9 protein-coding genes and 3 pseudogenes are annotated in these 12,473 nt (G+C 69.4%); 6 read left to right on the top strand and 6 right to left on the bottom strand.

Features of this window, described 5'->3' with window-relative positions; genetic code table 11:
• Nucleotides 1-181: 181 nt before the first annotated feature.
• From KI385_RS42845 to KI385_RS42830, 4 genes and pseudogenes are all read right to left on the bottom strand, one after another.
• Nucleotides 182-724, bottom strand: a pseudogene (locus KI385_RS42845) (IS110 family transposase); the annotation flags it as partial.
• A 160-nt stretch (nt 725-884) separates the two neighbouring features.
• A complete protein-coding gene (locus tag KI385_RS42840; RefSeq protein WP_238577382.1) occupies nt 885-2,303 on the bottom strand; it encodes a sodium:solute symporter family protein in 1,419 nt (472 codons plus the stop codon).
• Nucleotides 2,303-2,596 carry a DUF3311 domain-containing protein gene (locus KI385_RS42835; protein ID WP_238577381.1) on the bottom strand — a complete coding sequence of 98 codons (294 nt, stop codon included), beginning with the start codon at nt 2,594-2,596 and terminating at the stop codon, nt 2,303-2,305. Before KI385_RS42835 ends, KI385_RS42840 begins: the two co-directional genes overlap by 1 nt.
• A gap of 184 nt (nt 2,597-2,780) precedes the next feature.
• A complete protein-coding gene (locus KI385_RS42830; protein ID WP_238577380.1) occupies nt 2,781-4,421 on the bottom strand; it encodes an amidohydrolase in 1,641 nt (546 codons plus the stop codon).
• 154 nt (nt 4,422-4,575) lie between these two features.
• Here KI385_RS42830 and KI385_RS42825 point away from each other — a divergent pair, with 154 nt between their 5' ends.
• Nucleotides 4,576-5,796 carry an Lrp/AsnC family transcriptional regulator gene (locus KI385_RS42825; protein WP_238577379.1) on the top strand — a complete coding sequence of 407 codons (1,221 nt, stop codon included), beginning with the start codon at nt 4,576-4,578 and terminating at the stop codon, nt 5,794-5,796.
• A 406-nt stretch (nt 5,797-6,202) separates the two neighbouring features.
• Nucleotides 6,203-7,049, top strand: a pseudogene (locus KI385_RS42815) (Tn3 family transposase); the annotation flags it as partial.
• Nucleotides 7,050-7,078: 29 nt separating this feature from the next.
• Here KI385_RS42815 and KI385_RS42810 read toward each other — a convergent pair.
• On the bottom strand, nt 7,079-8,131 hold the full coding sequence (locus KI385_RS42810) for a GlxA family transcriptional regulator (protein ID WP_238577378.1): 1,053 nt from the start codon (nt 8,129-8,131) through the stop codon (nt 7,079-7,081).
• 159 nt (nt 8,132-8,290) lie between these two features.
• Here KI385_RS42810 and KI385_RS42805 point away from each other — a divergent pair, with 159 nt between their 5' ends.
• The 3 genes from KI385_RS42805 (at nt 8,291) to KI385_RS42795 (ending at nt 10,076) form a co-directional block, all read left to right on the top strand.
• Complete coding sequence (locus KI385_RS42805) at nt 8,291-9,013, top strand: DJ-1/PfpI family protein (protein WP_238577377.1); 723 nt, start codon at nt 8,291-8,293, stop codon at nt 9,011-9,013.
• Between the two features lie 297 nt (nt 9,014-9,310).
• A complete protein-coding gene (locus KI385_RS42800; RefSeq protein ID WP_238577376.1) occupies nt 9,311-9,472 on the top strand; it encodes a hypothetical protein in 162 nt (53 codons plus the stop codon).
• A gap of 37 nt (nt 9,473-9,509) precedes the next feature.
• Nucleotides 9,510-10,076, top strand: coding sequence for an NUDIX hydrolase (locus tag KI385_RS42795; RefSeq protein WP_238577375.1), 567 nt, complete (start codon nt 9,510-9,512; stop codon nt 10,074-10,076).
• A 15-nt stretch (nt 10,077-10,091) separates the two neighbouring features.
• Here KI385_RS42795 and KI385_RS42790 read toward each other — a convergent pair.
• A pseudogene (locus KI385_RS42790) lies at nt 10,092-10,496 on the bottom strand (ISL3 family transposase); the annotation flags it as partial.
• 993 nt (nt 10,497-11,489) lie between these two features.
• Between KI385_RS42790 and KI385_RS42785 the strand changes: the two are divergent.
• A complete protein-coding gene (locus tag KI385_RS42785; protein WP_238577374.1) occupies nt 11,490-12,209 on the top strand; it encodes an aspartyl/asparaginyl beta-hydroxylase domain-containing protein in 720 nt (239 codons plus the stop codon).
• Nucleotides 12,210-12,473 lie beyond the last annotated feature (264 nt).

Genomic DNA, 12,473 nt, shown 5'->3' with positions numbered 1-12,473 from the left:
TACTACGCAGGGCTGGACGACCTGACAGCCCTACCCATCACCGACGCACTCCAATGCCTATGTGGTCACCGCCTCCATCAAACGGGCCGTGCTCGGCACCGTCGCCGAGCAGACCGGGGCGCCGGGGGTGCACTTCACCGGGGCGGCCGCTCCAGCGAAGGGAAGACGCCGCTCCAGCGAGGGGGAAGACGCCGGTCAGCACGTCCCGCAGCCGGTTGATCATCCGGACGCGGTCGGCGACCAGATCGGATCGGTGGGCGGTCAGATCGGATCGGTGGGCGGTCAGAAGGGCCAGGTCGGCGGCAAGCTGGGCCGGCACCTCGATGGTGGTGAAGTCCCGCCGGTGGCGGGCGGTTTCGGCGATGACGTAGGCGTCACGGGCGTCGGCCTTGGCCTCACCCCGGTAGGCACCGGCCATGCGCTTGACCGTTCTGCCCGGCGCGTAGACGGGCTTCTGGCCGTGGGCGGCGAGCAGAGCCGGCAGCAGCGCGGAAGCGGTGCCGGAGATGTCCACGGCCCAACTGACCTCGTCGGCAAGATCCAGGATCTCGCCGATCGCGGCCAGGATCGCGGACTCGCCATTGCCGCTCTTCTTCGACCACAGGGGCGCGCCCGTCTCGTCGACCACCGCGGCACAGTGGTGGCCCTTGCCCGCGTCGATACCGGCCCACAACCGGTCACACCGCTGATTCACTCGCCCCTCCTCGTGCCAACGGCCATCCATCAGACGGACTCGGTTTCGCCGGTGGCGCCGAACACGGGAACCGTCCCGAACCTCGCCCTGCCGACTGCTGCCGGCAGGCTGTTGGGGCTGGGCGCATCGACCGCCGATCGGTCCGGGACGGAACCCGAGTTCCCGGTGGACAGGGTCGGGCACTCCGCCGTCAGGTCACGGCGGGCTCGGCTGCGGGGGCGGGGGTGCGTCTGGCGAGGAACAGCCCGCTGCCGAAGGTGATGGCGAGGTTGACGCCGAGGGCGATCAGACCGCCGTTGACTCCGTGCACCACCGGGTGTCCGGACGCCTGCAGTGCCACGCCGACCGCGAGCCCCACGACGAGGCCCGTGAGGACCGCAGGGGCGGTGATGCGCCGGGAGAAGAGCGTCACCAGCCAGGCAGGGACCACCTGCGAGCCGATGACGTAGGCGAAGGCGAGGACGTCGAGCATGAGCCCCTGCACCGTGACCGCGAGCACGGCGGAGACGACCAGGTAGCCGGCCGTGCTGGCGGAGACCCAGCGGCGCTGCCGGGCGGGGTCGGCGGCGGGCAGCAGGTTCCGGGACAGGACGCCGCCGAAGCCGAGCGCCAGCACGGAGACGCTGAGCAGTCCGGTGAGGGCGGCGGCGCCCGCGGCGAGCCCGACCAGCCAGTCGGCTCCGGTGGCCTGGGCGGCGGCGGGGAAGGCATGGTTGGGATCGGCCAGCTTCAGATGCGCGAGGCTGTAGTAGGACGCGAAGACCAGCAGCGGGTACATCAGCATGTACAGCGGCTGGACGACGATGGTGCGGCGGACGGTCCGCTCGGAGCGTCCCGCGACGACGAACGCCAGACCCATCGTGCCCAGGTAGAAGCCCAGGGACTGCACCACCATGGTGGTCAGGGCGTGGACCAACGGTTCACCTGTGAGCGTCGCGGGCGAGCCGGCCTCGCGGGCGGCGTCGAACAGGGCACCGGGCCCGGCACCGGACTCGCTCAGGCCGGAGACGGCGAACAGTCCGACGAGCCCCACGGCCACGATCAGAGCGATGTCCTTGAGCACCGACACCATGGCGGGTGCCTTGATGCCGGTCAGCGTCACGTACACCAGGGAGATGGCGACGGTGATCACCACGGTGATCTCCGGCGTGAGGTGGAATCCCAGCGCAGCCAGCGCCGCGTGCAGCCCGGCGAACTGGAACTGGGCGTACGTCAGCAGGAAGGTGACGGTGGCGAGGGCGACCGTGATCTCCAGGGCTCGGCTGCCGAACCGGGCCCGCATGACGTCGGGGACAGTCATGGCGTCGTACCGCTTGGCCGCCCGCCACATCAGCGGGCCGACGTAGTAACCGATGGGGTACGCCAACAGGATGTAGCCGATGAACCAGACGCCGTAACCGGCTCCCTGGGAGTAGATGCCCGCCGGGAAGCCGAGCAGCGTGGCGATGCTGTAGACCTCGCCGACGGAGAGGAAGAAGAGCAGCGCGCCGTTGAAGGAGCGGCCGCCGACGAGGAAGTGCGAGACGTCGCCCTTACCGGAGCCGCGGCGGGCGGCCACGGCTATCACCAGTGAGGCGGCCACGATGATGCAGAAGACGGCGATGGCCATCAGTGGTCCTTTCCAATGGCGGATGCGGCGGAGTCGGCGGCCGCGGTAACGGCGGGGGCTGGCGCCGGGGCCGGCGGGGTGTCGTGGTCCGGATCCGGCCGATGCCGGTCGAAGAGGAACCAGGAGGTGCCCAGACACAGGCTGGTGAGGGGGATCCAGAGGAAAATCCAGAAGAACAGGAGGGGTATGCCGAAGACGCGCACCGGAGTGTCGGCGAGCAGCGGCATCGCGACCAGGAGAGCGGTGGCGGGGAGGCCGAGTCCGATCAGGGGTCCTGCGATCTTGCCGGTCATGGTGTCCTCGTACGGGTCGTGGTCGGGTGGGTGCGCCTCGCGGCCGGCGGAGGCGGGACGACGTGCGGCGGTGCGGATGACGATGGCGATGGCGACAGGACGGGGTGGGCAAAGGGCATGGGGACGGCGGCTGCCGGCCCGGCAGTGAAGGCCGGGCAGCGGGGGCGGGCAGCTGCGGGCCCGGTCAGGCCTGCCATACCTGCTGGGCGCCAACCCACGTCTCGCTCACGCCGATGGCGGCCAGTCGCTGCGGGGCGGTCGTCAGCGGGTCCTCGTCGAGGACCGTGAAGTCGGCGAGCATGCCTGGCGTCAGGCGCCCCTTCACAGCCTCCTCGCCGGCCGCGTAGGCGGCGCCCGTGGTGTACAGCGCGAGCGCCTCTGCCGCTGTGATCCGCTGGTTGCCGCCCAGCACGGTACCGTCCGCAGTCTGCCGCGTGACGCAGCTCTGCAGCCCGAGGAGCGGCTCGTACGGCCCGCAGGGGTAGTCGGACGACCCCGCGGTGGGAATGCCCGCGTCCAGCAGGTCGCGGTGCGCGAACATCCGCTCCAGCCGCTTGGCGCCGTACCAGCCTGTGAGCTTGTCGCCGTGGAAGGCGACGTAGCTCCCGAACGGCACCGTGACCATCCCGAGCGCGGAGATCCGGCGCAGGATCGTGTCGTCGACGAGGCTGCAGTGCTCGATCCGGTGCCGGGTGCCGGGGCGCGGATCGGCCGCCTGCGCTGCCTCGACGGCGTCGAGGACCAGGCGGATCGCACGGTCGCCGTTGGCGTGTACGCAGACCGTCCCCCCGGAACCGTGCACGCGCCGGACGACATCGTGCAGCTCGGCCTCGGACATCGCCTGGATGCCGTGCTCACAGGTTCCCTCGTACGGCTCGTCCAGCAGGCAGGTGCCACCCGCCACCGCACCGTCGACCAGGGCCTTGACTCCGCCGATGCGCAGCCGGGTGCCGCCGAGGCCGGTGCGCAGCCCGATCGACTCCATGCCTGGGACCGCGGTGTAGAGCAGAAGGGCATTGACCCGCAGGGTGAGCGCACCGGCTGCATCGGCGGCCTGCAGGAGATCCAATCCCTCGCTGGTGACGGCGGCGTCCCCGACCGAGGTGATGCCTGCCGAGTGCATCATCTGCTGGTAGCGGCCCAGGGCCTCGATCCGGTCGGCGAGTGGGCTGACCGGGACGACGGGGTCGCGGCCTGGGGCCGGGGAGCTCCGCAGATGCAGCATGGCCTGCTCGTACAGGACGCCGTCGAGTCTGCCCTCGGCGTCGCGGCCGTAGGCGCCGCCGGCCGGGGGCTCACTGTCGTCGTCGAGGCCCGCGGCACGCAGCGCGGCGGAGTTGAACACGGCCCAGTGCGAGGCTATGTGCGTCACCATCACGGGGCGGTCGGAACAGATACGGTCCAGGTCCTGGCGCTTGATCACCGTGCCGCCGGTGGTCTTGCCGTGGTCGTACCGGGCACCGATCAGCCATGCTCCGGAGGGCAGCTCGGCGGCCCGGCCGCGCAACGCGGCGACCAGCTGCTCGCGGGTACGCACCCGTTCCGGGGAGAGGTCCACATGCAGCATCGCCTCCGCCATCGTCGTCGGGTGCTGATGCGCGTCATTGAAACCGGGGACGACGGTGCGGTCGCCGAAGTCGTGCACGGGGGCCTCGGGGAAGCGGGCGCGCAGCTCTTCGACGGTGCCGGCGGCGGCGATCCACTCTCCGACGGTGGCGAAAGCGGGCAGGGCGGCGCCGTCGGCGGCGAGGGTGTGCACGCGGTCAGCCGTGAAGATCCGCGTGGTGAAGGCCTCGGTGGTCCGGCTCTGTGTATGGGGATGCAAGGGTGCCTCCAGGGCGAGGCCGCGTCCGTGGGCGTACGGGCGCGGTGTGGGGGCACTCGCCGGCTGCGCGGGTGCCCAGGACGTCGCCCGATGATGCCCTTGCGGGCGTGCACACCCCTCGATTCGCCCGATCACGTCACGCACAATGGCCCGCATGCACAAGTCCGTGGATCTGACCGAGCTGGACCTCTCGATCGTGCACGCCCTGCAGCTGGCACCGCGCGCGCCCTGGAACACACTCGGCGAAGTCCTGGGCGTCGACCACACGACGGTGGCCCGCCACTGGGCGCGCCTGGAAGAGCAAGGCAGCGCATGGCTGATGGCCTACTACCCCGCCTGGCACGACGGACTGTGCCGCGCCCGGGTGGAGGTCGACTGCGCGGGCGGAGCGGTGGACGCGGTGGCGCAGGCTCTCGTCCACGACCCGCACGTGGTGTCCGTCGACCTCACGCACAACGGCGGTGACCTGCAACTGACGGTGAGCGCCGGCGACATGGGGGTGCTCTCGCGGTACGTCACGGATCGTTTGCACCGGCTGCCCGGTGTGGAGCGAATCGCCGTGCACCCGGTCACCCGGGAGTACGCGGACGGCCGACAGTGGCGGCTGGACGCGCTCAACGCGGAACAGGTGCGGCAGCTCACCGCGATCAGCCCCGCGCCGCATGGCGGGACGGTGCCACCTGGTCCGGAAGAGCTGCGGATCCTGTCGGTGCTCGGTCCGGACGGCCGCTGCTCCTGGACGCAGCTGGCGGAGCGTACGAAAGCCAGCGCTGCGACAGTCCGCCGGAAGGTACACCGGATGATGCGGGAGGGAACGCTCGCCTTCCGATGCGAGGTCGCAGCGCACAGCGCGGGGTGGCCGGTCCAGGTGCTCTATACCGCGCAGTGCCCGGCGAACCGGCTGGAGTGCGCCGCGCGGGAGCTGGTGGTACTGCCCGGGGTCCGCTCGGTGGCGGCGCTCGCCGGTCCGGCGAACCTGGCGGTGACTGCGTGGCTGCGGTCTGCGGCCGACATTCAGCAGCTCGAGGTGCTGATGCTGCGCCGGGGCCAGGAGCTGGTGATCACTCGTCGCTCCGTCACACTGCGGGCGCTGAAGCGGATGGGGCGGCTGCTGGGGGCGGACGGACGCCGCATCGGCTACGTGCCGATGGACGTGTGGAGCGACCCGGTATGCGAGGGGTCCGTCGAACGAGCGTTAAATCGGGTTGCTGAGGTTGCCCGCCGACGCCGAGGACGTCGACCTGTGCATCTGCGGCACCGAGATACAGGTCCGCCGCCCGCGCGCGGGCCGCTTCGGCCGCAGGGCATTCGCCACAACGGAGTAGGTGCGAAGGGGACGTCATTGCAGGCCGTCACCACCCCGCCCGGACGGTGACCGGTCCCCTTCGGCGGGGCGCGCTGCCCGGCCCGCGACTGGGCCGGGAGCCTGCAATCCCCGGCGCCGCAGAGCCACAATGCCTCGGGCGGCTGAGCACCGCGAAGCGGGATGAATAAGGTCGACGCGACGGTCGCAGTGGCGCACACCCGCCGGGACGAGGGCCCGGAGGCCGGAGGCCGGAGGCCCGTACGGAGCGGCCGCCGCGGCCCACTTCGCCCCGGTGACATGCAGGGAGTTTCACTGACTGAGTCAAGCCGCCTGCACGATCGGTGGGGCGGAGGTGAAGACCCTGTTGTCGCGCAGGAGTGCCCACATCACGTCGACTCGTCGGCGGGCCGGGGCATGCCGACGGCCCGAAGGGCACCCCGCCATCAGCTCCGTAAACAGCGAGGCTGCCGCCGGGCTTGTGGAGGTAGATGGTGTCGCGGTCGTTGTTCCAGATGAAGTCGCAGTTGTCGCGGTAGACCGGTCCCTCGCCGAAGTATTACCACTTCAAGCGCGGCATCACGTGGCTGAACGCAGTAAAGGACCAGGTTGCGGGCATCGGGCAGATGGTGGTGCCCGGCACCCCGCGTGACGCCCTGCACCTCCTGGACGCTCCGCTGAACCTGGATGCCGGGGTGAAGCCGGAGACGGTCGCCACCGACAACGCCTCGTACTCCGACATGGTGTTCGGGCTGTTCGAGATGCTCGCCTACAACTTCTCCCCACGCTTCAAGGACCTGGCCGACCAGCGGTTCTGGCGGGCGGAGCTGCCCGGCATCGCCACCGGCGGCTACGGAGCCCTGGAGGCGCTGGCCCGCGACAAGGTCAACCTGAACAAGGTGATCACGCACTGGCCGGACATGCTGCGGGTGGCCGGCTCCCTGGTGATCGGGCAGGTCCGCGCGTACGACCTGCTGCGGATGTTCGACCGTGAGGGGCGGCCGACTCCGCCGGGGCAGGCGTTCGCGGAGTACGGGCGGATCGGCTAGACCCTGCGCCTGCTGCGCGTGGTCGACCCGGTGGACGCCACCTACCGGCGGCAGATGAACCGGCAGCTGACCGTCCAGGAGTCGAGGCACAGGCTGGCCCGGGACATCTGCCACGGCAAGCGCGGGCAGATCATGCAGGCGTACCGGACGGGTCAGGAGGACCAGTTCGGCTCGCTCGGCCTGGTGCTCAACGCCGTGGTGCTGTGGACGACCCGCTACCTGGACGCCGCCGTCGACAAGCTGCGGGCGCTGCCCGCCGACGAGCGCGAGCACGACGCGCTGGAGGAGGACGACGAGGAGTAGGACTACTCCTGAAGCCGGCCGACGGCGGGGTGGCGTGCTGCCTCTCCCGCAGGGGGGATCGGGCTGCCCGCGGTGGGTGCAACCCGGGGAGCGCTGTGGACGGTGCGGTGCTGGCTGGGTGTCGTTCCGTAGTGGTCCAGGAACACCTGCCTCATCGTCTCGGCGGAGCTGAACCCGCAGCGCCTCGCGATCGAAGCCAGCGGCAGTGCTGTGGAGACGAGGAGTTGTGAGGCCGCCTCGGCTCGGGCGGCCCGTACGAACTGGGCCGGTGTCTGTCCGAGCTGGTCGAGGAACAGCCGGGCCAGATGACGTCCGCTGACTCCCGCGTACGCGGCGAGCGCGGTGGCGCTGAGGTCGCTGCCGAGGTGCTCGGTGATGTGCTCGACGGTCCGTTGCACGGTCCGGTGCTCCGGAGCCGGTGCGTCGACGAACATGCTGATCTGGGCCTGGTTGCCCGGTCGTTGGAGGTAGGTCACCATCATCCGGGCCAGCGTCCGGGCGAGGGCCGGGCCGTGGTCCTCCTCGATGAACGCGAGGGTGAGGTCGAGCGCTCCGGTGACCCCGGCCGATGTGCAGACGTGCTCGTCGCGCAGGTACAGCGGCGCGGCGTCGACGTGGACGGCCGGGTGACGCTGCGCGAGGTCGTGCGCGTACGCCCAGTGGGTCGTGGCGCGCCGGCCGTCGAGCAGCCCGGTCGCCGCCAGCACACTCGCGCCCGTGCACACCGACGCGACCCGGCGGCCGATCCCGGCCAGGCGGCGCACATGCTCGACCAGCCGGGTGTTCTGCGCCGCCGCGGCGTGGCCCGGCCCGCCGACGACCAGCAGCGTGTCGACCGGGCCGCGGGTACGCTCCAGCGCTGCCTGCGCGCCCAGGACGAGTCCTGAGGAGCAGCGCACCGGGCGGCCCTGTGGGGTGACCAGGCGGACCTCGTAGGGCGGACTCGCACCGAGGCGGTTCGCCCCGTCGAAGGCGCTGGTCACGCAGGCGATCTCCACGAGTTCCACATCGTCGTAGGCCACGACCACCACACGGTGGCGGACAGCTGTCGTCATGCCTACGACACTATCGAATCCGTCTGCAGGACAGGTATCCCAGAATTTCGGACATAGAGTCCGGTGGTTCCCTCTGCGGTGGCGGCGGTGGGTGAGGGTTGTCAGGGCGGCAGCTCGCCGCCGGCAACCGGCCACCCACCGACATTCAGGAGTCCTGTCATGACCGAAACCTCGCCCGCGCCGTCCGAGGCCCCGGTGAAGACCATCGCCTTCGTGCTGTACCCGGGGCTCACTCCCCTGGACATCGTCGGCCCGCTGCAGGTCTTCGCAGCGTTGGCTGATCTGGTTCCCGGCTACCGCACCGTCGTGGTCGGCGAGCGGATCGAGCCGATGGGAAGCGACACGCCGCTGTCCCTGGTGCCCAGTCACACCTTCGAGGAGATAGCGGATCCGTACGCAGTGATCGTGCCCGGCGGCCTCGTCCCCACCCTTGCCGCGATGGCCGACGAGAATCTGCTGCGGAACCTGCGCGATACCGCGGCGCGGTCCCAGGTCGTCGGCTCGGTGTGCACCGGCGCGCTGCTGCTCGCGGCGGCAGGGCTCCTGGAGGGCCGCCGGGCCACCACGCACTGGATGTACCGCCACTTGCTCGCCCGCTTCGGGGCGACGCCGGTCACCCAGCGCTGGGCCGAGGACGGGCACTTCATCACCGCCGCCGGGGTCTCGGCCGGCATCGACATGGCACTGCATCTCGTCGGCCGCCTCGCCGGCAACGAGGTCGCGCGCATGGTCCAGCTGTGCATCGAGTACGACCCCGAGCCGCCGTTCGGCCCGATCGACTGGACGGCTGCCGACAGCGGCCAGTACGCCCCCTTCGCCCGACAGCTGCTCCAGAGCGCCCTCGCCGACCACCCCACCCTCCTGGCGCACCTGAGCAACTGAGCACCGTGGGCAGCTGGGCGGGAGCGGAAAGGCGGACGGCGCAGTGGTCGCGATGAGAGGTGTCCCGGGTCGGCCGGCGGCCGAATACTCCCGGCAGGCTGGAATGCGTACTCCGGCGGCGTTCACGGGCTCAAGACGGAGAGGGCCCACAAGGAGCCCGGCCGCCCTGCTGGGCGTCTCCCAGTGCAGGACAATCTCCACCCTGGCCCGGTTCAGCCCCAGCACCTGGGCGACTGCCGACTTCAGATCGTCGTAACGGACCTTGCTCCGTGGGATCCCGCCCAGCGTGCGCAATGCGTGCACCTGCCCTTCGAAGAAGGCTTCCTGGCCGCAGGATGCGAAGACCCGGTGGACGGCCTTGCCCGAGTAGGACAGGCGGAAGGAGAAGAGACAGCAGGTCACGAGCTCGCCGGCCAGCCGCACGGTCACGTCGCCGAAGTCGACCGCGTGAACAACTGACGTCACGACTCGGGTTCTGGCTCAACTTCTGTGGCCAGTGACGGTGAGCTACCGGCTCGGCCACCTGTCCGATCCCATCACCCTTGCACCAGGCAGTTGGCGTGTCCGGATGCCATCCGTGAATCTGCGTCATTCGGTGCGCGCGATCATCCTTGACGAGGACGGCTGCATCCTTCTCTGCCGGTTCGCGATTCCAGAGCCGGCAGGAACGGTGGTGTGGGCAGCTCCCGGCGGAGGGATCGAGCCGGACGAGACGCCGCTGGCCGCACTGCGCCGCGAACTGGAGGAAGAGGTCGGCCTCGCGGTCAGGACCGATCCGCCGCACGTGTGGCACCAGGAGGTCGTGGCGCCGGGACATGCCGCGGGCTTCGACGGCGTCGTCAACGACTTTTTCCTCGTGCGCACTGCCAGGTTCAATCCGCGCGGGACGCTGTCCGACGACGAGCTCGCCGCGGAGAACATCAGCAGTCTGAAGTGGTGGCACCCGCGCGAAGTCGCCAGTTATGACGGTCCCGACCTGTTCTCCCCCCGCGACCTTGCGACTCGTTTGACGGCATTGATCGCCTCTGGTGTTCCAGCCGGACCGGTGCTGCTCGGCCTCTGAGCAGACAAGCCCGCGTCATGGCGCGAGCAGGACTCGCTGTCGCAGGAGGGCGAAGCCCGCGCGGCCGAACATCTGGCGTTTGAGCATCTTGATGCGGTTGACGTGTCCTTCGACGACGCCCGAGTTCCAAGGCAGGGTCAGGCGGGCGATAAAGGCGTCCCGGTCGCGGTCGATGCCCGCGGCGAGCGTGTGGAGGCTGGGCAGGTCATCCTGTCTGACCGAGTCGAGCCAGTTCGGCAGGCGCGCGCCCTGGCGCTCGGTGAGCATCTGAGCGAAGGACCGGACGTGGCCAGTGAGAGCGTCAGGCTCGGGGCAGTTGGCCAGGACGACTTTGAGCCGGAGCTGTTCGATCTCGGTCAGCGATTCCGGGCGGCTGAGAATCCATCTGGTCACCAGGCGGGGTGCCGGGGGCTGTGCGGTCATCGAGGTAGGGCATGTACTCGTCCAGAGCGGAGGCTCGGTTGAACTGATATTGACAGAATGTGCCCGTTGGCGAGGACGGAGATACGCACACCGTCCCCAGTCGCCTGTCTTACGATTTCCGGAAGCTCCGGAAGCTCGGCGAAGAGCAGTGGTTCACCACCGGTGAAGCGCACCGCCCTTGGACGCAGAGGCGGCACCGCCGACAGCGCATTCTGGCCAGGATCGTCCGGATCACGATCTTGACACGAACTTCGGATCATCCGAAGCTGGCAGCCCACCCGCCACTTGCTGTAATGACCAATAAAACTTGAGGGAAGGCATGTGGAATCCGCCATTCAACCCCTTTTCACCGGGCGGAACGCCGGGCACCTGAAAGCGGGACGTTTCCCGGAAGGCGCCAGAGCTGCACCACTCACCCGCTTGTGAATTTCCAACAAATGAGGGTGCAACATCTCGGTCAGGGGTCAGAAGAACCCTGTCGCGAGTCTCGGGATCGCCGAAGGGCCGACGTCACGTGCGCGGCACCGGGTCGTCAACACGCCTGCGGCGAAGGGGAATCGGCGCCCATGGCACAACCGACAGCTTCCACGACGAAGAGGACCTCCCGATGAGCCAGCGCGAATCGCTCTCGCCCTCCGTCGACGAGCCGTTACACCCCGGCGGGAGCAAGCCTCTGATCTTCGTCGGCGGCCTTCAAGGGGCCGCTCGACCCGGTAACGGGGCTTCTTCCGGACCGGCACCGCAGCAGGTACCGCGCCCTCATCGATCACTTCACGGGGGCTGGGGGAAGTGCTGCCGCTCGTCGCGGGAGTGCACACCATTGCACCGGTCGGATATGTCACCGTCCAGGATGGCCGCTGCGCCCCTGACGAACTCAACCGGTGCACAGCCGCATTGTCCGGTCCGGTCGTCCCCGCCGGCGGCCGGGCCGAGCTCGCGATGCCGCGCACCTGAGACCGGCAACCGAACCGACGACGCAGGGGTGTAGTTGTGCCGAGAGTTCTTCCCGCGCTGGTGAAGTGGATCGAAAAGCAGATGGTCCACCACTCCCGCTTCGATGACAGCCCGTTCATCTCGGAATCGGAGTTCCCATGGAGTCGAGGGCTCGAAGACAACTGGCGTGACATCAGAGCCGAACTCGACACCCTGCTGAAGCACCGCGACGCGCTGCCCAATTTTCAGGACATCTCGACCGGCCAACGCCACATCACCAACGACAACCACTGGAAGACCTATTTCTTCTACGGTTACGGGTTGCGTTTCGACGCCAACTGCGAGCGGTGCCCGCGGACAGCTGAACTGCTGGCCCACATCCCCGGTCTGAAAACGGCCTTCTTCTCGATCCTCGGCCCCCACAAGCACGTGCCACCGCACCGCGGCCCCTACAAGGGCGTGGTCCGTTATCACCTCGGACTGAAGATCCCGTCTCCCGAGGACTCCTGCGGAATTCGCGTCGGCGGACAAGAGGCGCACTGGCAGGAGGGGGCCGGGATGTTCTTCGACGACACCTACGAACACGAGGCGTGGAACGGGACCGATGAGGACCGTGCCGTGCTGTTCCTGGATGTCGTACGGCCGATGGCCTTTCCGTACTCCCTGGTCAACGACATGGTGATCAAAGGGATCTCTCGGAGCCGGTTCGTTCAGGAAGCCAAGGGAAATCAGGACGCCTGGGAGCGGCGCTTCGCGCAGTTGCTCCAACGCGAGTAGCGGCCCTGCCCCGCTCAAGAGAGGCGCTGCCCGGTGTCCCGCAGTGGCTTGCGGGAACGGATCGGCAGACACGGACAGCCCTCGAACACCGCCCTCGTACAACGACGCAACCTTCATGCTGTATTCGACCGGCGACGGCGCCGCCCTCGGAGTCGGCGCGCCGCGCAGTCCCGGCTCCGAGGACAGACCGGCCATCGTCGAACAACGCCGGACGCACCAGGCCCGTCTGCGGCAGCCCGTCGGCCATCTCAGCGGCGAGCTTGC

Source organism: Streptomyces inhibens, assembly GCF_022221585.1.
GTDB classification, from domain to species: Bacteria; Actinomycetota; Actinomycetes; order Streptomycetales; family Streptomycetaceae; genus Streptomyces; species Streptomyces inhibens.
The sequence above is the reverse complement of the archived record's forward strand: the minus strand, read 5'-3'. Positions and strand labels throughout refer to the sequence as shown.